The sequence below is a fragment of the Cyanobacteria bacterium FACHB-DQ100 genome (assembly GCA_014695195.1).
GTDB lineage: Bacteria > Cyanobacteriota > Cyanobacteriia > Leptolyngbyales > Leptolyngbyaceae > Leptolyngbya.
In genome coordinates, this window is record JACJNW010000028.1 from 608,077 (window position 1) to 628,561 (window position 20,485).

Consider the following 20,485-nt stretch of genomic DNA (forward strand, 5'->3'; position numbering starts at 1 on the left):
ATCGTCTACATTTGGTCGCACTCTTTAACCGTTATCGAACTCCATCACAGATTCGGGCGCTGCTGAATGCAAGGATAATCGCCCTCATCCCCAACCCTTCTCCTCAGGGAGAAGGGAGCTAGAACGCTCTTGTTCCCTCTCCCCAGGGAGAGAGTTAGGGTGAGGGTAAATCCAGATTCATGCTTCAATTCAGCAACGCCGAAAAGTTATGCTTCCATCGACAATCCTGGAAATGGGTGAGATTACGATCGCACTTGGACAGGCATCACCAAATAAGTCATCTTCAGATTTCCGAGCGGCGAGAGAACCACAGGACTGGTTGAAGTGTTCAACTGCATTTGGATTTCTGACGTGTTGATTGCTTTCAAGCCATCGAGCAAGTATCGCACATTGAACGCAATCTCCATGCCATCACCAGAGATTTGTGCGGGAACTGCTTCTCGTCCACTTCCCACATCTTGAGCATCAACCGCCAGCGTAAGTTGCTGATTCGTCGGGTCAAGCTGAACTTTGACGATGTTGTTTTTCTGATCCGCAAGCACCGAGATACGCTCTAATGCACTCAGGAAAGATCGACGATCGACCGTCATCTGATGCGTAAACTGGCGCGGTACAAGCTGGCGATAGTTGGGATATTGCCCTTCTAACAATCGGCTCGTGAGGCGCTGATCTGTCCACTCAAAGATGACCTGTCCTTGATCAAACTGCACATTGATCGCGTTACCGTTCTGGCGATCGAGCATTTTCATCAATTCTTGTAACGCTTTGGCTGGAACCGTGACATCGAACTGAGAATCTGCTTCTGGAGCATCCTCTTCGACTGTTGTGACCACCGCGAGTCGATGCCCATCGGTTGCAGCAAACTCCAATCCATCAGACTGCATACTGACGTGAACTCCGGTGAGTACCTGTTTCGTTTCATCGGCACTCGCTGCAAACAGCGATCCTCGTAACCCATCCACCAAACGATCGGCAACTAACTGGGTTTGCTCTCCTTCTTCAATTCTGGGAAGTTCGGGAAACTCTTCAGCGCCCATGCCGCGCACCTGATAGCGTCCAGAGGCAGAGGTGATGGTTGTGACGTGATTGGATTCGATATCGCTTTCGATCGTAATGTCGCCTTCGGGAAGTCGCGATATGATGTCTCCCAGGAGTTTTGCCGGGAGTGTCAGAACGCCGCTCGTTTCGACGTTCGCCGGAAAGCTGGTTTGAATCCCTAAGCTGAGGTCGAAGGCGCTAAGAATGACGCGCTGAGTTGCAGCATCGGCTCTCAGCAGAACGTTCGCCAGGATTGGATGGGTGGGGCGCGAAGAAACCGCCCGACTAACCAGCGACAAGTGTGAATTGAGGTGAGTTTGAGCGCAGACCAGTTTCATAGGAGTTGCCGGAGTGTGGAACAGATGGGGGGGGTTGTGGAAAAGTAAAGCGTACTCTATATAGGTGTAGCTCTAAAATTTGAGGTGCTATATCTAGCGTTTTAATCGATGTTTGAGCATAGTAACACCCTTCGTCGGATCGATCCACTCCCTCTTTAACCTAAGCGCGAAGCTAGAAAGAAACAGTGGTTATAAGTACTATTGTACGACCTGTGGAAATTGTGGAAAACGCAGCAAATCTCGATTCTTTCAGGGGAGTTGCGATCGCAGCCTGTGGAAAACTCTCAATTAACCGATCTCGGCTTCAAAGATTTTCGCAACTTGAGGGTATTTTTCCCACAGGTTTTCCACAGAAACCTAGAAGTTTTCCACAGAGGGGATTTGATAGATAGGAAAAAACTATGAATTGGCAGGGTAACAATAATGTGCGCTTTCGTTGAAGACTCACGTTAATGAGGCTGGTTCAGTTGTTGCAAGGTGCGGATTGGGTTGGAAGCGCGATCGCCTTGCGATCGCGCTTATCTCCAGAGCCATGTGATGAGAAGGACGATCGCAATTCCAGCACAGATCCAGAAAATCCGCTTCATTCGACGCTTGGAGGTGCGGCGGGATTTAGCTGGAGTGGACAGACGACGATCGTGCTTGTCTTGTGTGGGAGTGTGGTCGATCGTCTGAGCGGGAAAGCTGGGAGCGGATAGGCGTTGCTCCGTGGCAATGATTTGATTGAAGTCATAAATGGCCTCATTGCACTCCTCGACCCGATAATCGAGTTTTAATTCTGCATAGATGACGCGGGCTTGCTGGAGAGCGGAGAGGGCTTCAAAGCGACGAGGTTCGTAGTTTAGCAAGCGCCAGGGCTTTATTGAAGAGAGAATCCGCTTCACCCCTGCGATTACCAAGCTCACGCTGAATCTCTAGGGATTGTTGATGAAAGTCAATCGCTCGTTGATACTGTCCTAATGCATGGTAAGCCTTGCCCAAATGGCCGAGAGAGTTAGCTTCACCGCTACGATTACCAATCTCACGCTGAATCTCCAGGGACTGTTGATAAAAGTCGATCGCTCGTTGATACTGTCCTAATGAACCGTAAGCACTGCCCAAGCCACCGAGAGAAGCAGCTTCACCGCTACGGCTGCCAACCTCACGTTCAATCTCTAAGGACTGTTGATAAAAGCTGAGCGCTCGCTGATACTGTCCTAACGCATGGTAAGCATTGCCCAAACTGTTGAGAGAATAAGCTTCACCGCTACGGTTACCAATTTCACGCTGAATCTCTAGGGACTGTTGATGACAGTCGATCGCTCGTTGATACTGTCTTAACGCATGATAAACAATGCCTAAACCTCCGAGAGAAGCAGCTTCACCGCTACGATTGCCAATCTCACGTTCAATCTCTAAGGACTGTTGATAAAAGCTGAGCGCTCGCTGATACTGTCCTAATGAATAGTAAGCACTGCCCAAACTGTTGAGAGAAGCAGCTTCACCGCTACGGTTACCAATTTCACGCTGAATCTCTAAGGACTGTTGGTGAAAGCCGATCGCTCGTTGATACTGTCTTAACGCATGATAAACAATGCCTAAATTGTTGAGAGAATAAGCTTCACCGCTACGGTTACCAACTTCACGTTGAATTTCTAGGGACTGTTGATAAAAGTCGATCGCTCGTTGATACTGTCCTAATGCACAGTAATGATTGCCTAAACTGTTGAGAGAATTAGCCTCACCGCTACGATTACCAATCTCACGCTGAATCTCTAGAGACTGTTGCTGAAAGTTAATCGCTCGTTGATATTGCCCTAATGAGCTGTAAGCATTGCCCAAATTGTTGAAGGAAGCAGCTTCACCGCCACGATCGTCCGTGAAATTGGCGATCTCTAAAGACTGTTGATGACAGTTGATCGCTCGTTGATACTGTCCTAATGAATTGTGAGTAATGCCCAAATTGTTGAGAGAAGCAGCTTCACCGCTACGATCGCCAATTTCGCGGGCAATCTCTAAAGACTGTTGATAGGCTGAAATTGCTGCGTCATACTGAGATTGATCATCCAGAAAATCACCAAATCTTCTCAGCACACCCACAAGCTCGGATTGATTGTTAAGTTTCTGATGCCGATCAATTGAAGTCTCAAACGCAGCGATCGCTTGCTGTCTTTCTTGCTCTAAATTTGCTGCTGCTCCCTTAGCAATTCGCTCTGCATAGACCTGTCCTAACTGGTCATACAGCGTTGCTAAATTCGCTGATTCTGGTGAGGCTGCCTCTAATTGTTGAATCTCTGAAAGCAATTCTTCTAATGGCGGCAGAAACTCCGCATTCGGCTGACTTTCGAGTGATCGCGATCGCGGTTCTTCTTGCCGCAGCGCGATCGATTCCTCTTCCTGCGAAGCAAACCGCAACACCGCTTTCCGCCAACTCCAGAAGTCCGGCGCTCTTTTGCTCATCTCTCGCAAAATCCGATGCGTCACCCACAGCACGATCGGATAGCGAAACTCCCGCAATCCCTCCCGCGTCCACTGCAAATACCCAAAAAACTTATCGAGATCGCTCTGCTCCTCTCCTTCCCGCGTCGTTACCCGCAACAGCCATTCTGCCCCCGTCACGGTTACAACCGCCGCATAGCCTTCTCGAAGCTCCAACCTCGCCAATCCCGATCGCAAACTCGGCTCTGTCCCCAGCACCACCCGAAACGGTCGAATTTTCGCCTGTCTTGCCTCTAACTCATAGCGATCGATCACCCGTTGCCGCAATCGCAGATCATCACACGCCACCAGAATCAACGCCAAGCGCTCCTGATTGTTCTCGATCAGCGAGATCAGACTCTCATACGTCGCCTCATTCTCCGGAGTCAAAGACTTAAGCGGTTGTACCATCCAAAATCCCCTCCCGCACTAGCAAATCGCGCACGATCGGATTCAAGTCATACCAGAGCAACGCATTGCGATACTCCAACACATACAGCCCATGCAACAAATCTAACAGCCGTTGACTCTCCATATCTTGCAGTTTAAGCTGCTCATAAATCAACTTCAACGCCTCAAAATCCGCCTGCCCCAGCGCTTCCGCCGCTTCAATCTGCAACTCCGTCACCACTTCATCTAAAATCTGCTGATCCACAATCACATCCGGCTGGTCAAACTGCTGCCGTCGAATCTGTCCGCGAATCTTCAGCATTGCCCTATCACAACAGCGATCGCTAATCCGAATAAACTCCCGCAACACGCCCCCACTCAGCAAAATGATTTGCCGCTTCACCTCCGGGTCGATCAAGTCTGAAGGCAATCGTCGCGCCAAAATCTCTTCAAATACCTGCACACAAGCTTCGTCGGGTACTCGATCGGGTTTCCTCACCGTCGCTTTACTAAAAAACTTTGTCACTCGCATCGTGTGAATCTTGTTGACATAAGTTGTGATGCTGGTTTTGATGGCAACCTCACGTAACGTTGCGATCGGGATTGTGTAGAGAATTCGACAGTTTGGATCAAGCAAAGACTGGATGTTTTTGCGAAACATCGTCTCTGTCACGCTCAAATCCAACTTATCGAGATCATCAATAATCACTAAAACTTGCTGCCCTGTAGCATTCTCAATATAAGCTTGCAGTTGATTAATCTGAGCAACCAAATCCGAAGTGCGTCGAGCAAACTCGATCGAGATCTCCTGCCGAATCACCGAATTGATTTTCAGCTTGGATCGAATTTTGGCTAAAAACTCCAGAATCACTGGAATTCCACCTTTAACCGTCGCTTCTGTGTTTGCCTCAATTTCTGCCTCGACGGCTTTCGATTCGGTCTGCGTATGTTTGCCAAGCCAGCGATAAAACTCTTTCTTAATGCCAGGTTGTAGCCTAATTGCGCGACGTTCCGCCTCTTCAAGCAACTGCAACGCCATCGAAAATAACACATTGACATGATCGACCGCCGATCGCTCGATTGTATCTGCGATCGAGAACATGACTACAAAGTACCGATTCGTTTCCCCCAAGCGAAAGCCCAATTCCGCCAACAACGTCGATTTACCACACCCTCGATGCCCGGTGAATATCAGCTTGTTGGCTTGAGTGACACAATCTTCGATCGCCTGCTCCAATTCATCGATCATCTCCGTCTGATATTCCACACCCAGTCGTGCCAAATCCTCTGGCGTGACGAGTGGATCAAGCTGGAGATTGCGCCCTGCTTCGCGAAAGATTTCTAAACGGCGTTGCAGCGCTTCTAAACTGGACATGAATAGTCTCTACTCAACGGCTTCCCTATTGTATTCGGTCCTAGAACGCCAGAAATGTATTCGGTCATAGAACGCCAGAAACTCTGGATGATAAAAGTGCAAGATAAGGCAAGCAGGAGCGCGATCGTCCTATCCCCTAACGCTGTTGCCGTATCTGTGCTACTTGTCGTCGTGAATATTGCGACGTTATTCGTAAAAACCGCAATAGATACCGTGAACATTCAAACGTTTGCCATCAACGTTTAAGCATTCACCATAAACGGCGGAATTATTTCAGTGAACTTACTCACTCTGACAATATCGCTGCGGAAACTCCTGAGAAACGATCGCAAATCTTCTTGGAAACAACACAAGTTTTTGTGCGATTTACTCAACCAATTTCCTACAGCTAAAAGACAAATTAGCAGTGTAAACCAATTACAGGAAGCATCTCAACCATGTCACGCGCACAACGCATGTCCCGTATTCTCGAAAAAGGACAACTCAGACTCCTGCGGCTCAAAGCGATCGATCCCTACCTGACCCTTGGTACCGATCGTAGTGTTCCAGCCCTCGAAGCGCAAATCGAGAAATTGAATGCAAAATTAAACGAATACAACACCACGATCGCCGCCCTTGATACCGCAAAACAAGAGATTGATCAGATGGAGCGTGAAATGGGTGACTTGCTCGATCAACTGCTGCAAGGAGTTGCGGTCAAATACGGCAATGATAGTCGTGAGTATGAAATGGCAGGCGGGACTCGCAAAAGCGATCGTGTCCGCAAAAGTGCCGTGAGCCGGACAAAGAACAGTGCAAGAAGGTTCACCCTTGCGGCAAAAAACTAACTCTCATTCAACGGTCGATCGTGCCAGAAAGCATTACAAAACAATGCCTCTTGGCACGATCGCAGCAGCAAATTTTATAAGACAACCATTTAGCGAGGCTGATTAGCCTTTTCCGCCCGCACCACATACTTAGATGCCGGAACATTCTGCGATATGGGTTGAGCGTATCCTTTATTCACCATTGCTTGATAAACGATTGCGGCAACTTCCCCACGGGTCGCAGGGCGTAGCGGATTCAACTGTCGCGCATTCGGATGATTGACTACAATGTTCGATCGAGTTGCTTCTGCAACAGGGCCAACCGCATATTTCGGAATGCGATTCGCATCTGTGTAGTATTGATTCAACGACAGGGAAGGCTGCTTTCGGGGAGTGCTAGCTTTTGCCGCAGAGGCAGCAGTTGATTGTGTGGGTGATTGTGCTGGAAGCGCAGCCGCGACGCGATTCGCAGCCGGAGTCACGAATGGCTGAAGTAGCATCATGCTTGCCATAGGAAATGGAAACATTAAACCGCGATTAGCTCGACGTTGCGAAGCGGCTTGATTGTTGACAGGTTGAGTATTTGTGTTTTGAGCGATCGCAGCTTGATTCGTTGCAGGTACTTTTGAATTTAGGTTTAGGTTCTGTGCGAGCGATACTAATGCTTCCACTTTCGTCACAGGCTGATTGGGACGAAAATTGCCGCCCGGATAACCACGCATAAATCCAGCTTCGTAAGCTTCTTTAATTGCAGGAGCCGCCCAATAACCTTTGGGAACATCGCGGTAGTCGCTCCCACTTCCGATTTGTCGTTCTTGGGGTTGGTTGAATGCCGTTCTTAAAATTGCAGCAAATTCATCGCGATCGACGGGTTGATCAGGGCGAAATGTTCCGTCTGGATAGCCTTTGATCACATTGCGACTTGCTAAGGCTTCGATAAACGGCTTTGCCCAATAGTTTTGCGTGTCGCGAAAGTTAGTATTCTGAGCGGTACTAGGTGCAAAGATTGAAGATAAAAGGGCAGCGGAAGTTGCGGTAATGCCAATCCCAACGATCGCGCCATTTCGCATCCAACGATTGCTCCTTAAGTCAGACATACTTTTTCTCCTAAACGGCAGTTAATCCCTGTCAGCGCTTATGCTAGTCGCTTTTGTAGATTATTTCCTCTGCCGTATGATAGAGAGTACGAACGGAATTGCTGCTTTATCAGGGACTGTACACAGGCATCGGTTCAATCCCAAGCTCCGATCGCCATTCTGTTAGTGGTTTTTCCCAGTGTTCTTCCCATCTTTGCGCTAGAAGGGGTTTGGCTTTTGCGCCCATGCGATAGCCCGCAGCAATGCGATCGAGCAATCCCCCTAATTGCTCAGGCTGGTTCAGCATTGTATTCAGAAATGCACCTGCAACGAGTACCCCTGCAAGCGGACGACGAGTTTGAGCAATCTCAAACGCTTTCAGTCCAATTTCACCAGCAACGTCCACACTCATGCCTGTAACGACGTGCCAGATATCATGCGTTTGGCGCGATCGTAACAGTAGGTAAGTTGCATCATCAACGACTTCGATCTTACGATAGAACCCCGGATCAAAGCCTGAAACGGAGATGTATTGAGCAAACGCATATCCCAACGAGTCTGGGGGATAAGTCATTAATTGTTCGATATCCGGAGCAGGAACGGAATAGCGGTCGCGCACCAACGCCGCAATTCCTGGATCGTTCACCATATACTTGACTGCTGCTGCCATTGTTTGCGGATGCGATCGCAAGAGTGCGTCCTCGACATCGTAAACGGAGTCAGTTTCATTTGAACTTCTTAATAAATTTAGAACTGATCTCAGCGTATTCAAATAATTCATATTAAGGCGACGCAAGTCTTTGAAGTGCATAACTTTGAGATCGAGTTAAATGTCATGCCCACCATAATCGATCAGCCTTTTCGGTGTAATCGATTATTTAGATTTCTTCTTACCTTTTTTCGACTTCCCATCCAGTGCGCCTTCGATTTTGGCGTTGAATCCGTACACTTGACGCGATCCAGCCAGCGCAACAAGCGTAACTTCTCGATCGTCTCCAGGTTCAAATCGAACGGCGGTACCTGCGGGAATATCGAGCCGCATTCCACGGGCGCGATCGCGATCAAATTCCAATGCCGCATTCACTTCAAAGAAATGAAAGTGTGAGCCAACCTGAATCGGGCGATCACCTCGGTTTGCCACAGTCAGTGTTACGGTTTCTCGTCCTGCATTCAGTTCGATTTCACCGTCTTCGACGAACATTTCACCTGGAATCATGGCGCTATTCTCCTATCGAATCGGGTTGTGAACGGTGACAAGCTTGGTTCCATCCGGGAAGGTAGCTTCGACTTGGACTTCGTGAATCATTTCGGAAATTCCGTCCATTACGTCGTCTTGAGTCAGGAGCGTGGTTCCGTAGTTCATTAACTCGGCGACGGTTTGCCCGTCTCTTGCTCCTTCGAGAATTGCCGCAGAGATGTAGGCGATCGCTTCGGGGTAATTTAGTTTCAATCCTCTTGCTTTGCGGCGTTCTGCGACTAAAGCGGCAGTAAAAATGAGAAGCTTATCTTTTTCTTGGGGCGTGAGTTGCATCGATTCTGTCTCTGGTCGGCTCGGAATTAAATGTATGACAAAAGCAGAGCAGATGTTGTGAAGAATTTTGGAAATCTTGGATGCGTCCAGCTTATGCCAAATTGGTCTTTTTGATCTTTGAGCACCACAGATCTTGGTGGCCCCCTAAATCCCCCACGAGTGGGGGACTTCAAACCAAAGAATTATTAGATTCTCAAAGTCCCCCAGAATGGGGGATTTAGGGGGCGAAGGATCTGTAGCATTAACAAACTGATTGAGTATTACAACTGATTGAGTATTACAACTGATTGAGTATTACAATTGCGCCCCAAGCGTGGAAAGCAGGCTACTTGCTGCTTCTCGCACTTCTTCGGATTCGTCTTTCTCTGCAAGTTGCTTCACAATCTGCTGCACTTCTGGAAATTGGGCTTGAACTTGCCACAGGTTTCTAAGCAGCGCCATTCTGACCTTAACGGATTTATCCGATTGAATGGCTTGTTTTTGGCTTTGGTAATTCTCTGGCGACATTTCGCGAAATCCTAATGCAACTGCCGCTTCAGCGCGTACCGCTTCTTCTGTGTCGCTCTGTAGGGTTTGATTTAAGCGTCGATCGATCGTTGTCTCAGGAATTAGGCGCAGAGATGAAACAGCGATCGCTCGAATCTCTGCCTGCGGTGAATTTGTCAGCTTTGTAATGGCATCGAGCGATCGAGCCGAGCCAATATTCCCTAACACCAGTAAGTTTTGCTTGATGTCATCGGAAGATTGCGATTTTTGGAGTCGCTCAACAAAGCGATCGGCGATCGAGTTCGCTCGATTCGGCGCAGACTCAAGTAAGTTGTGTGCGGCTGTACCGAGGGCGAGTTGCGCGGTTGAGGCAACTTGCGAGTTGTCAGAGTTGAAGGCGAAATTGCTTAAGAGCGCGATCGTTTCTGGAGTTGGAGATTTTACGGTTGCAAGACTGGGAATTAGCGCCGCGAGTGTTTTCCAATCTTGAGTTTGAGAATTGATGATTTGAACTAAAGCAGCTTGTGCTTGTGAATGTCCAACGGCACTCAGCGCACCTACAACTAATTGCATCGCTGGAGTGGCTTCACTCTTGAGAATGCGTTGAGCAAAAGCTGCACTGGTTTCTGGTTTGAGATAAATCAAAGCTTTGATCTTGAGATACAGATCAGTGGTGTTCTGAGCTTTGTCGGGTGATTTGCTCAGCGCGTCTAACTCAGATAACAAGCTTTCTAAGGTGCTTTCTCCTAACTGTTGGCGCTGAATTTTTGCTTCCGCTTCTTCTTCAGGAATGGTGTAAGAGAGCGCGATCGCTTGCGTTTGCTGCGCTGCACTAGCTTTTTGTAAGGCTGCTAAATCCGTCGCGTTTAATTGTGTCTGTGCAGAATAACTTAGATTCAGTGTTGTTTCGCTTTGTCCAATCTTTTTCTTAGAGACTTCAAAGCTTTGAGTCTCTTTCCCACTCAGGTTTAAAAGGCGACCTGCTTTTATGTCAAATTTTGCGGTTAATTGTCCCTGTGGAGTAATAATGGGTGTGAGTTTGGTGCTTCTAGGTTTTTTATCGGGTTGTAGATAGCGTAGTTTTGACTTTTGGAACTGGTCAAAGTTACTGCGATATTGAGCAATGTACTGTCCGTTCGGATCGTCTTCCTGTGTTTCCCAAGTGCTAACTGTGGGAGATTTTGCTGTGACAAATTGAGTCGAAGCCAGCAGCGATCGTGCAAAACTCTGAGCAATGTTGCTCATGTTCGGATCAAACCGCACCGATAGAATCTTGCCCTGAGCATCAACCTCAGCAAAGATATCTTGAGCGAGATCTTTCTGAATCAGTTGAGACTGTTCTGCAATCAATTGACCATTCGAGAGAATCTGCACATTGAGATTTTGCAAACGATAAGCAACTGTGACGCGATCGTTCTTCTGCTCCAGAACAGTCATGACTAAATCTGCTTGTATCCGATTGTCAAAGTTACTTACAAAGGTACTTGGAGCCTCTGCATTACTATCTGGTTTTAGATCCCCAAACAAAGCCCGTAAATCAGAATTTCCGATATTGCGATAGTCCAACTTGTACGTCAAACGATCGCCCACTTTGAACTGATACTGCGGTGAAGGTTGAGCAACAATCGACGAACTCAGAATTGTGCCAAATTCACCAATCTGTTTGCCATAGGTTAGTGTTCCAGGAATAGCGATTGCAAGTAACAATCCAGATAATGCAAACAGCGATCGACGATGCAGAGGCAACACTTTTTGTAGAGGCAACACTTTTTTAGAAGACATAATCTGATCTCAAGAGCAGTAGAGTGGCGTAATTCTGTCTTTCGGGACAGTAAAAGACAGAATTAAATCGAACGAACCGTTACAGCGCAACTTTGTAAGATTCATCAAACAGATAACCGTCGGTCTTGAAGCCCGTCCAGCTCCAGATATTCCAGTTCCACTGTTTCTTCTTCCACGGTGGGATACCAAACTTCGGAACATACATATAGGCATAAGCATAAGCATTACCGCTCAGCGCTTCCAGCGAGTTGTATGCCGATAGCTGCATCATCAAGTAAGGATTGTTGTTCTGAAGTGCCAGATAAGCCCGACCCCGCATATCTAGATCATCGCGTACCAGCACTAAGTTTGCACCAACTCCAGCCCCAGCCACATAGATATCCGCGCCACCCTGACCATAAGCTCTTGCATCCACAAACGGGCTGACTTGAGCATACGCCGAGACAATGGCTGGATTTGCGATCGCGAGATACTGAATACCTGCGCTTCCCCGCACCCCAAACGAGGCTCGCATCGGAATTGGGCCTAAGCTAAACCGCAGATCCGCAACCTGACGATCGACTGATCGCGAGAAGCTATCAGACTTGATTAGCAGCGTGTTACGACTGTCTTGGAAGTTATAAACGCTCTGTCCCAGCACATTCAGCCGGACATCAATGGTAGAGTTGCCAGACTTCTGCGAGTTCATTGAAGCAGTCGCCCGGATCAGGTTGGCTTGGTTGTTAAACATATAGCCACCCGCATTGCCCTCCGCATAAGCATTCGAGAAATTCGTCGAGCCTTTAAGCTGAAGTTTTCCGTTGACGTAAGCGGAGAAGGTGCTGGGATTGCCGAGGTTGTAGTTCCAGGCTTTGTTGTAGCCTTTGGGTGCAGGCGGGATGACTCGGATTAAATCGGGATTGATCGGCTTGAACACGGGCGATCGCAGTTGCTTTTGCCGCAAAGTGCCGAGATCGGGCTGCTGGAGAGTATCAAGATCAAATTTAGGATTGAGTTGCGATTGTAGTGCGCCGGGTCGGAGTTCTAAGTTGGGAATGGCTTCGGGTTGCCTGAGAACTAGACTCGGATCAAGCGTGGTTTTAAACAGCGATCGTTCTAGACTGATCTTGCGGTGATCACCTGAAACAGAATCAATCTGCCGTTTCAGTTCGCTTTGATCAATCACCGTCTCTTGCAACAAGACACTCTCTTCTGGTTGTCGGAATGAATAACCAATCTGGCTGAATTGTTGCTCAAGACGATTCAGCTCAGCATAGTATTCGCCTGCTTTGACTTGTTTACCATCTGGCAGCGTCAGAACCGTGTCCGGCGAGATTGGCTTTCCGGTTTCGGGATCTCGCACCTCAAAAGGTTGAAATTGAACGGGTGCCCGCCTGTTGATCCGGACAGTCTCCGGGTTGATTCTTGCAGCATTTGGATTGATGTCGAGTTGACGGGTTTGCGCTGAGACGGACAGGGTGCTTGCTAGATTGAGTGCAGAGAGAGTTGCGATCGAGCTAAGCGCAATTAAACGTTTAGACATAGGTTAGTTCGGCTCCATCGAATGAATGGGGGGATACCACTTCAGCTCTGAACGAGGGGTAGTGAAGTGAATCTTGGTTCAATCGTATGCAGCGCGATCGTGTTTCCCTCTTACCCGTTTGGGTAATTCCTCGGAGAACAAAGTGTTCTAAAGCTGCCAAACTCTCGGAATGCAAATCGGGCGACCGGACATCGATCGCACCAATCCCCAAACTGCAATTAGCCAGCGTCGGACTTTGCTGCTAGAGTGACCCCGATAGCGGCACAGTAAGCCCAAGGGTAAGCGCGTTACCCCAATTTCGCCCTCACTTCCTGTCCAAAGGGCGCGTGCTTTTTCCACCAGTTCGGACTCTACGGTCTGTCCAATCCAAGCGAAACTAGCAACGATCGGGCAGCCTGCTAATCCATGCGAACTGTTGAAAGTGGTTTCACTGCCTGGAAGCCATTGTCGATCGATCCAAATGGGTTTTCCCGCTTGCCAAACTTCGGTGTGCGATCGCCAATTTCCTTCGAGAAATCGTTCCCCTCCGGCACTCCGTCCAAAGCGGGTAATCTCCCACCCAATCCACTCTGCACCCGGAGCTAAGTTCACGCGCATTGCTTGGCGGAATGAGGCTTGATTAAACACGATCGTTTCGAGCGGCAACCATTCTAGACAAGCGCCTTCTGCTAAATCGATCTCGGTGATTTGCTGAGCTTCGCGCCCATTGGTGCGATAGATTTTGGCGGCGGCGGGAGTGGTGATTAGTGCTTGGCTGTGAGGTGCAAGTTTAACATCGAAAGTTAAGCGATCTCCCCCGACGATTCCGCCTGCGGTGTGCATGATGACACTGTGGCAAGTTCCGCTATTTTCTGGATAGAACGGGCGCTGGACTTTGAGCGGCGCTTTTCCCTGATTTTGAATCAGTTGAGTAATCCCACGGCGATTTTCAAATTCGAGGCGCAAACTACCATGCCAATCGGTTTGGGTTAGCTCAGAAGCAACAGGTCGAGGATGATTCACAGCAATAGAGCGGCTAAAGTTTCGTATTTTTAGCTTCTATCGGGAAAGGCAGCGATCGCAAAATTTACAGAAGCTTTTCAGATTTGCGATCGGAATGCCACAATACTCACAACTTTATTACAGAATGTAAAGGCTATTTCAAAGGAGAAAACCGTGCGAAACCCCTACCCGAAGCTTGCAGCCTTGACCCTGTTTGCAGGCTTAATGATTCCGATGATGGCGCAGGCAAAATCGACCAGTAATTTGAAGATCGTGGTCAACGGTATTCAAAGACAGCAAGGACAGGTCTGTGTCAGCTTGTTTGCAGGCAGTCAGGGATTTCCCGACAAGAGCGATCGAGCGGTACGGGCGCAGTGTCTTCCTGTAGGGCAAGGGCGCACCGCAGTCACGTTTCAGAATTTAGCGTTAGGCAATTATGCGATCGCGGTGTATCACGATCGCAATGGAAATGGGAGGCTCGATCGCAATTTTGTTGGCATTCCCACCGAGGGATTTGGGTTTTCGCGCAATCCGGTGATTCGGACAGGTGCGCCGCGATTTAGTGAAGCGGCTGTGTTTGTCGCAGGAACAGAGACAACCGCTCAGATTCAGTTGCAGTATTTACTAGGCGGTTAAGGTCTAGGTCAATGCGCCGCCGCATGAACTTCCTGCCCCGGCGGTGCAGCCGAAACAATGTCGCCCAGTTACGATCGTCCGATTCCTCAGCTTCTCTAAATCGAGATCCCGCAGGTGTGGTGTTTCACATTTCAAATCAAGCATCTGATTAAAGTCGCAATCATATAAGTATCCATCCCATGAGATCGATAGTGTGTTGCGACACATTAATCCGTTGATTGTTGAAGGATTGAACGAATTGACTAACAATTCCATGTAGCCCTGTAAGTTTCCGGTGGATTCGAGCCATTCCAAAAATCGCGAGATTGGCATGTTGTTCAGCGTGATTAAGCGATCGAAGCTCACGCCTTGATATTTCATCAGTCCAGCTTTCCATTCTTGTTCGAGTTTGGCTTGTCCACTGGCAAGAAATGCGCCAACTGGATTGCTCATTAGAGTTAGCTGCCGATCGGGATCTCCCGTGCCATAGCCTGCTGCATTTAAGCGCCTCAAAGCTTCGATCGATTTCTCAAACGTACCATCACCGCGTTGAGCATCGGTGTTTCGTTGGCGATAATGCGGCAAAGAGCAAACGACTTCGACTTTCCGTTCTGCTAACCATTCGGGCAGATCTTCCATCGTGGGAAGCAGTAAAACCGTGAGATTACAGCGATCGATTACTTTTTTCCCACGCGCCACACATTGATCGACCAAGTAACGAAAATTCGGATTAAGCTCCGGTGCGCCACCTGTGAGATCGACCGTGTGAGCATTTGTTTGATCCAACGCCTGCAAACACAGATCCACGGTTTCGCGAGTCATAATTTCTTTGCGATCGGGACTCGCATCGACATGACAATGCCGACAGGTCATATTACACAACTTGCCAACATTAATTTGGAAAATCTCCAGTTCAGCGGGTTGAAGGCTATCCCAACCGTGAACAGCTAAGCGATCGGAGAAATCTCCGTTGTTTAACGGCAGATTGTCTAAAAGGCTTTGCTGATAATCGGTTGAGGTGAGGGGCGATCGGCGCTTTAAAAGTGAAGTCATGCTCTACATTGCTAACTTGTTAACTTGATCCAGCATTTGCAGCCCGTGAATCAGCGATGATCCACCTCGAATGGCTGTGGCAACATGAACCGCTTCGGTCATTTGCTCTAGATCTGCGCCTTGCTGGAGGCACTCTTTAGTGTAGGCATCAATGCAATAAGGACATTGAACCGTGTGAGCGACCGCGATCGCAATCAGCGCTTTTTCGCGCTTCGACAATGCGCCTTCTTCAAACACGGCACCATAATACGCAAAGAACTTTTCAGCCAGTTCGGGATTGCCTTCGCTGATTTTGCCAAAGTTGGGTAAGTGGTCGGGATTGTAGTAGGTATCCATGTTCGATTAAATGGTGGGCTATAACAATCCTAATTGACCGATGGGTTGAGCATCTTGTCTAACCTACTCCAATACCCAATCTGCCGCAGCCTCCCAACCTAATCCTTTTCGCACGATCTCAGGCTCATCGGTGGTGAGATCCAGAATCGTCGATACTGCCTGTGTCGGTTCCTGTCCGGTATCGACAATCAAATCAACCAGCCGATCCATACTGTCGAATAGTTCTGGTAGCGCTAAATTCTCTGGATTGCGTACCTTAAGCGGAATCGTTTCATCCTCCACTGGAACATGGGCAGAAGTCGAGATAATTGGATTTCCGAGCGATTTTAGCAGCGCCTGACAAACGGGATGATCGGGAACTCGAATTCCAGTCGTTTTCCGCTTGGGATTCATCACCAGCTTAGGCACTAATTTCGTCGCAGGCAGGAGAAAGGTATAACTCCCCGGAACCAGACTCCGCATAATCCGATACGCCCGATCGCTCACCACGGCATACTGAGAAATATCAGAAAGCGAGGAACACAGAAACGTTAACGGTTTTTCGTTTGCCAGTTGCTTGAGTTGTCGGACACGCTGCACTCCGGATTTAGAATTGAGATCGCAGCCGATCGCGTAAACCGTATCCGTTGGATAGAGCATCACGGCTCCATTACGCAGTTCTGAAACCACGTGATCGATGCTGCGCGATTGGGGTGTATCCGGATGAATTTTGTAGAGGGTTGCCATAGCTGAGCGGGTGTATTGTGGAGAGGTATTTAACCCTTTTCATGTGTGATGAGCAAGATTGCGTACCTGGATTGCCCCACGGGAATTGCTGGGGATATGTGCCTTGGAGCATTAGTCGATATGGGCGTTCCTCTAGGGTATCTAACCGAAAGCCTCGATCGACTAGGCATTTCGGAAGAATATCAGCTTGAAGCCGAAACGGTACACCGCAATGGACAACGCGCAACTAAAGTTCATGTGCGATTAAAGTCGGATGCTCAATTCTCACCTGATCACAATCATCCTGCTCAGGAGCATTCCCACGCTCACGCTCACAATCATCCTCATGACCACGCCCATTCTCACGCTCGCAATCATTCGCATAATCACAATCATTCGCATAATCACGAGCATTCTCATAACCATGAATATCAGCACGAGCATCATCACTCCCATAACAAGCTACGCCGCCTACCCGAAATCGAGCGCATGATCCACGGTGCAAACCTGTCTCCACGGTCAGAAGCTTGGAGTTTGGCAGTATTCCGGCAGTTAGCGATCGCAGAAGGAGCCGTCCACGGCATTCCACCCGAAGAAGTACATTTTCACGAGGTCGGCGCGATCGATGCCATTGTGGATATCGTTGGAACTTGTATCGGATTTGACTGGCTGAACGTCGATCGCATTGTTTGCTCACCTTTACCCACCGGAGGCGGCACCGTCTGGGCGGCACACGGACGCTTACCCGTTCCTGTTCCCGCCGTGCTGAAATTATTTGAACTGCGGCAAGTCCCGATCTACAGCAACGGCATCGAGCGTGAATTAGTCACTCCCACCGGAGCCGCGATCGTCACCACTCTTGCTGCAGATTTTAGCGCTCCGCCAAAGATGACGCTGCAAAAAATCGGACTCGGAGCCGGAACGATCGATCTCCCGATTCCGAATATGATGCGAGTTTGGATCGGCACCACCGAAGATCACCAATCTACAGCGCATCAGATGACCACACCGCAAACGGTTACAGTCCTCGAAACTCAAATTGATGATCTCAACCCCCAAGCGATCGGATATGTCTTCGATCCCTTATTTGAAGCTGGAGCGCTCGATGTGTTTACGCAAGCGATCGCGATGAAGAAATCACGTCTCGGAACATTATTAACAGTGATTTGTCCACCAGAAAAGGCAGCAGAGTGCGAAACAATTTTATTCCGCGAAACAACCACATTAGGAATTCGACGCACAACACAGCAGCGAACAGTCCTTGATCGTAGATTCGAGCAAATCAGCACGGAATATGGCTCAGTTCAGGTCAAAATTGCTTCTCAAAATGGCGCGATCGTCAACGTACAGCCCGAATATGAAGACTGTGCCCGCATTGCGCGAGAAGCAGATTTACCCTGGCGAGAAGTGCATCGCATCGCCCTGCAAACCTGGCATTCTACGCATTAGGAAACTTGCTGCCGTAGCGGAATTTCAATGACAAATTCTGCACCCTGTCCAGGCGTGGAAAAACACTGAAGCGTCCCTCCGTGGTTTTCCGTAATAATTTGATAGCTAATCGACATTCCCATGCCTGTGCCTTTGCCCACAGGCTTTGTCGTAAAGAACGGATCAAAAATACGCTGCTTCACCGCTTCTGGAATGCCGACACCATTGTCTGCAATCCGAATCTGAACGCGATCGCCATTCAAGACCTGAGTGCGAATCTCAATGCGGTTGGGAGATGCTTTAATCTGCTCAAAAGAGCGGTGTTGATTTTGCTCCTCTAGTGCATCTAGCGCATTCGCTAAAACATTCATAAACACCTGATTCAGTTGTCCGGCGTAGCACTCCACCAACGGCAAGTTGCCATATTGCTTAACCACTTCAATTGCAGGTTGCTCAGCTTTTGCTTTGAAACGGTTTTCTAAAATGATTAAGGTGCTATCAATGCCTTCATGAATGTCCACTTCTTTACAAGCTGCCTCATCCAACCGTGAGAAGGTTCGTAAAGAATGAACAATCTGACGAATACGATCGGCTCCCATCTTCATCGACGTGAACAAGCGAGGTAGATCCGCCTCAATAAATTCCAAATCGATTTCCTCGATCTTGTCTTGAATGACCGGAGATGGATTCGGATACTGCGTCTGGTAAAGGTCGATTAATTTGAGCAAATCCTGAATGTACTCACCCGCAGGCGCGACATTACCATAAATAAAGTTCACTGGGTTATTGATCTCGTGAGCAACACCCGCGACTAACTGACCCAAAGACGACATCTTCTCAGCCTGAATCATTTGCAGTTGGGTGCGCTGGAGTTCCTGCAATGCCGCTTCTAGCTCCTGTGCTTTCTGTTGCAGAATGATTTCAGCTTGTTTTTGTGCTGTGATGTTGCGAATAATTGTAGAGAAATATTCAGGAGTGCCATCGGCTCTTTTGTGAGCAATGACGACCTGTGAGACCGGAATTTCACATCCACTACGGGTCAAGACGATCGACTCGCCTTGCCAAATGCCTTGCTGAATCGCGATCGGAAACGCTTGAGCAGCAAGCATTTTACTGGCGGCTGGCGGATGCACACTATCAATTGGAAAACCAATCAGGTCTTCTTCAAGCGGAATTTCAAGTAAGTGGTGTCCCGCCGCATTGAGATAGAGAATTCTACTTTGCATATCCGCAATGCCGACAAAGTCAGAGGTCGCCTCTAGAATAGCGGTGAGTCTTGCCTGTGCTTGTTCTGCAGCTTTGCGATCGCGAATATCGCGAATGATTGATAGAGCGCAAGGCTGATTGTTATAGAGAAAAGGAACCGCAGTGACTTCAATATCAATGCAAGTGCCGTCTTTGTGCAGATTGATCGCCTCGCAGAAAAACTGTTTTCCTGCCTGAATTGTCTCAACAAACCGAAAGAACTTTGGAAAAGAGTCTGCATGAATGTACTTAGACGATTCAAACTGAAGAAATTCTTCGGCGGTATAACCATGCATCTGGCAGAACGCAGGGTTAACGGCGACGACTCTGCCTGTTTCTAAATTAACGATGCTGATCCCATTGTTGATCGCTTCAAAGATACTGCGGTAATGGACTTCTGCCTGTTGCAGCGCAGTTTCAGCCGCTTTGCGATCGGTGATGTCAAACGAGGTCACGACAATCCGGCAAATTCTGCCGCGATCGTCTTTAATCGGATTGAGAGTGGTTAACCACCAGACATCACGTCCTCCGATTGGTAAAAACTCTTCGTAGGTAATTGAAGTGCCCGCGTCTAGGCAGCGATGATAATCCTGCCGCACCATTTTGCCATGCAGTTCACCCATTAACGATTCTGGCGTTTGACCGACGATCGCTGCACTGGAAATTCCGGTAATTTTTTCGGTTGCAGGATTCCAGCCGACAAAACAGAACTCTCCATCTTCTCGCACATCGACCGTCGTGATGCTGTGTTCGACCGCTTCGTATACACTGCGAAGAAGTTGCTCCTGCTCTTGCAGGTGAATCTCTGTGACTTTGCGTTCCGCCTCGCGGTGCTTCGCATCGTCGATGTCTCGCACAATTCCTTGCAGCCCGATCGCGTTTCCACTGTTGTCTTGAATTAATGCCACATTCAACGACACCCAATGCCAGCTTCCAGCTTTGAGCGCATGACGAAACTCAATACCTGAGAGATTTTCACCCGTTTTGATTACATTCTGTAAAATTGCTTCGATTCGGAGAAAGTCTTCAGGATGGCTCAGGGGCATCCACGATCGTCCCACCCATTCTTCTGGTGCATACCCGAACAATGTCTGGAGTTGAGGCGAAATGTAGGTTAATGTCCAATCTAACTGACAAACCCAACTGAGATCATTGGCTGCTTCAACCAAGCGCCGAAAGTTGATGCCATCCTCTGGTTGAGCATTCTTTTCTAGGTGACGGTGAATGGTATCCTGCATAAAATTGAAACAGGGACAAAACAGGTAAAGGGCGTTACCTCAGCTCAAGCAATTGAGATGGGGTGTATGTTTCCAGGATGCCC

The 20,485-nt window shown here is 48.5% G+C and carries 18 protein-coding genes; 4 read left to right on the top strand and 14 right to left on the bottom strand.

Annotated elements, in window-relative coordinates:
* Window positions 1-242: 242 nt before the first annotated feature.
* The gene (locus H6F51_14025; GenBank protein ID MBD1823602.1) at window positions 243-1,376 is read right to left on the bottom strand and encodes a DNA polymerase III subunit beta; all 1,134 of its coding nucleotides are present in this window, start codon (window positions 1,374-1,376) and stop codon (window positions 243-245) included.
* Window positions 1,377-1,828: 452 nt separating this feature from the next.
* On the opposite strand from H6F51_14025, the gene H6F51_14030 reads away from it, so the two are divergent.
* Window positions 1,829-2,074, top strand: coding sequence for a hypothetical protein (locus tag H6F51_14030; protein MBD1823603.1), 246 nt, complete (start codon window positions 1,829-1,831; stop codon window positions 2,072-2,074).
* A 121-nt stretch (window positions 2,075-2,195) separates the two neighbouring features.
* On the opposite strand, the gene H6F51_14035 is transcribed toward H6F51_14030, so the two are convergent.
* Window positions 2,196-4,244 carry a tetratricopeptide repeat protein gene (locus tag H6F51_14035; GenBank protein ID MBD1823604.1) on the bottom strand — a complete coding sequence of 683 codons (2,049 nt, stop codon included), beginning with the start codon at window positions 4,242-4,244 and terminating at the stop codon, window positions 2,196-2,198.
* A complete protein-coding gene (locus H6F51_14040) occupies window positions 4,228-5,598 on the bottom strand; it encodes an AAA family ATPase (protein MBD1823605.1) in 1,371 nt (456 codons plus the stop codon). The genes H6F51_14035 and H6F51_14040 overlap by 17 nt, the downstream gene beginning before the upstream one ends.
* 437 nt (window positions 5,599-6,035) lie before the next feature.
* Between H6F51_14040 and H6F51_14045 the strand changes: the two genes are divergently transcribed.
* Window positions 6,036-6,425 carry a hypothetical protein gene (locus H6F51_14045; GenBank protein ID MBD1823606.1) on the top strand — a complete coding sequence of 130 codons (390 nt, stop codon included), beginning with the start codon at window positions 6,036-6,038 and terminating at the stop codon, window positions 6,423-6,425.
* 89 nt (window positions 6,426-6,514) lie between these two features.
* On the opposite strand, the gene H6F51_14050 is transcribed toward H6F51_14045, so the two are convergent.
* The 7 genes from H6F51_14050 to H6F51_14080 form a co-directional block, all read right to left on the bottom strand.
* Window positions 6,515-7,474, bottom strand: a complete 960-nt coding sequence (locus tag H6F51_14050; protein ID MBD1823607.1) for an S-layer homology domain-containing protein — start codon at window positions 7,472-7,474, stop codon at window positions 6,515-6,517.
* Window positions 7,475-7,610: 136 nt separating this feature from the next.
* Complete coding sequence (locus H6F51_14055) at window positions 7,611-8,291, bottom strand: hypothetical protein (GenBank protein MBD1823608.1); 681 nt, start codon at window positions 8,289-8,291, stop codon at window positions 7,611-7,613.
* Between the two features lie 63 nt (window positions 8,292-8,354).
* Window positions 8,355-8,696, bottom strand: a complete 342-nt coding sequence (locus H6F51_14060; protein MBD1823609.1) for an urease subunit beta — start codon at window positions 8,694-8,696, stop codon at window positions 8,355-8,357.
* Between the two features lie 12 nt (window positions 8,697-8,708).
* Window positions 8,709-9,011 carry an urease subunit gamma gene (ureA, locus tag H6F51_14065; protein ID MBD1823610.1) on the bottom strand — a complete coding sequence of 101 codons (303 nt, stop codon included), beginning with the start codon at window positions 9,009-9,011 and terminating at the stop codon, window positions 8,709-8,711.
* Between the two features lie 294 nt (window positions 9,012-9,305).
* Window positions 9,306-11,279 (bottom strand): HEAT repeat domain-containing protein, encoded by a 1,974-nt coding sequence (locus tag H6F51_14070; protein MBD1823611.1) that lies wholly within the window; start codon window positions 11,277-11,279, stop codon window positions 9,306-9,308.
* A 79-nt stretch (window positions 11,280-11,358) separates the two neighbouring features.
* Window positions 11,359-12,801, bottom strand: a complete 1,443-nt coding sequence (locus H6F51_14075) for a hypothetical protein (GenBank protein MBD1823612.1) — start codon at window positions 12,799-12,801, stop codon at window positions 11,359-11,361.
* 147 nt (window positions 12,802-12,948) lie between these two features.
* Window positions 12,949-13,803 (bottom strand): urease accessory protein UreD, encoded by an 855-nt coding sequence (locus tag H6F51_14080; GenBank protein MBD1823613.1) that lies wholly within the window; start codon window positions 13,801-13,803, stop codon window positions 12,949-12,951.
* A 204-nt stretch (window positions 13,804-14,007) separates the two neighbouring features.
* Here H6F51_14080 and H6F51_14085 point away from each other — a divergent pair, with 204 nt between their 5' ends.
* On the top strand, window positions 14,008-14,418 hold the full coding sequence (locus H6F51_14085) for a DUF2141 domain-containing protein (protein MBD1823614.1): 411 nt from the start codon (window positions 14,008-14,010) through the stop codon (window positions 14,416-14,418).
* Window positions 14,419-14,421: 3 nt separating this feature from the next.
* Here the strand turns inward: H6F51_14085 and arsS are convergent, their stop codons facing one another.
* The 3 genes from arsS to H6F51_14100 form a co-directional block, all read right to left on the bottom strand.
* Window positions 14,422-15,450, bottom strand: coding sequence for an arsenosugar biosynthesis radical SAM protein ArsS (gene arsS / locus H6F51_14090; GenBank protein MBD1823615.1), 1,029 nt, complete (start codon window positions 15,448-15,450; stop codon window positions 14,422-14,424).
* Window positions 15,451-15,453: 3 nt separating this feature from the next.
* The gene (locus H6F51_14095) at window positions 15,454-15,786 is read right to left on the bottom strand and encodes a carboxymuconolactone decarboxylase family protein (protein MBD1823616.1); all 333 of its coding nucleotides are present in this window, start codon (window positions 15,784-15,786) and stop codon (window positions 15,454-15,456) included.
* A gap of 63 nt (window positions 15,787-15,849) precedes the next feature.
* Window positions 15,850-16,512 carry a threonylcarbamoyl-AMP synthase gene (locus tag H6F51_14100; protein ID MBD1823617.1) on the bottom strand — a complete coding sequence of 221 codons (663 nt, stop codon included), beginning with the start codon at window positions 16,510-16,512 and terminating at the stop codon, window positions 15,850-15,852.
* A 48-nt stretch (window positions 16,513-16,560) separates the two neighbouring features.
* Between H6F51_14100 and larC the strand changes: the two genes are divergently transcribed.
* Window positions 16,561-17,940, top strand: coding sequence for a nickel pincer cofactor biosynthesis protein LarC (larC, locus tag H6F51_14105; protein MBD1823618.1), 1,380 nt, complete (start codon window positions 16,561-16,563; stop codon window positions 17,938-17,940).
* On the opposite strand, the gene H6F51_14110 is transcribed toward larC, so the two are convergent.
* Window positions 17,937-20,402 (bottom strand): PAS domain S-box protein, encoded by a 2,466-nt coding sequence (locus H6F51_14110; protein MBD1823619.1) that lies wholly within the window; start codon window positions 20,400-20,402, stop codon window positions 17,937-17,939. The two genes, larC and H6F51_14110, sit on opposite strands and share 4 nt — an antisense overlap.
* Between the last annotated feature and the right edge of the window lie 83 nt (window positions 20,403-20,485).

Bases quoted from the DNA above. Each gene is read 5' to 3' on its own strand.
- H6F51_14025 (MBD1823602.1), bottom strand. From the start codon at position 1,376: ATGAAACTGGTCTGCGCTCAAACTCACCTCAATTCACACTTGTCGCTG.
- H6F51_14030 (MBD1823603.1), top strand. From the start codon at position 1,829: ATGAGGCTGGTTCAGTTGTTGCAAGGTGCGGATTGGGTTGGAAGCGCG.
- H6F51_14035 (MBD1823604.1), bottom strand. From the start codon at position 4,244: ATGGTACAACCGCTTAAGTCTTTGACTCCGGAGAATGAGGCGACGTAT.
- H6F51_14040 (MBD1823605.1), bottom strand. From the start codon at position 5,598: ATGTCCAGTTTAGAAGCGCTGCAACGCCGTTTAGAAATCTTTCGCGAA.
- H6F51_14045 (MBD1823606.1), top strand. From the start codon at position 6,036: ATGTCACGCGCACAACGCATGTCCCGTATTCTCGAAAAAGGACAACTC.
- H6F51_14050 (MBD1823607.1), bottom strand. From the start codon at position 7,474: ATGCGAAATGGCGCGATCGTTGGGATTGGCATTACCGCAACTTCCGCT.
- H6F51_14055 (MBD1823608.1), bottom strand. From the start codon at position 8,291: ATGCACTTCAAAGACTTGCGTCGCCTTAATATGAATTATTTGAATACG.
- H6F51_14060 (MBD1823609.1), bottom strand. From the start codon at position 8,696: ATGATTCCAGGTGAAATGTTCGTCGAAGACGGTGAAATCGAACTGAAT.
- ureA (MBD1823610.1), bottom strand. From the start codon at position 9,011: ATGCAACTCACGCCCCAAGAAAAAGATAAGCTTCTCATTTTTACTGCC.
- H6F51_14070 (MBD1823611.1), bottom strand. From the start codon at position 11,279: ATGTCTTCTAAAAAAGTGTTGCCTCTACAAAAAGTGTTGCCTCTGCAT.
- H6F51_14075 (MBD1823612.1), bottom strand. From the start codon at position 12,801: ATGTCTAAACGTTTAATTGCGCTTAGCTCGATCGCAACTCTCTCTGCA.
- H6F51_14085 (MBD1823614.1), top strand. From the start codon at position 14,008: ATGATTCCGATGATGGCGCAGGCAAAATCGACCAGTAATTTGAAGATC.
- arsS (MBD1823615.1), bottom strand. From the start codon at position 15,450: ATGACTTCACTTTTAAAGCGCCGATCGCCCCTCACCTCAACCGATTAT.
- H6F51_14095 (MBD1823616.1), bottom strand. From the start codon at position 15,786: ATGGATACCTACTACAATCCCGACCACTTACCCAACTTTGGCAAAATC.
- H6F51_14100 (MBD1823617.1), bottom strand. From the start codon at position 16,512: ATGGCAACCCTCTACAAAATTCATCCGGATACACCCCAATCGCGCAGC.
- larC (MBD1823618.1), top strand. From the start codon at position 16,561: ATGAGCAAGATTGCGTACCTGGATTGCCCCACGGGAATTGCTGGGGAT.
- H6F51_14110 (MBD1823619.1), bottom strand. From the start codon at position 20,402: ATGCAGGATACCATTCACCGTCACCTAGAAAAGAATGCTCAACCAGAG.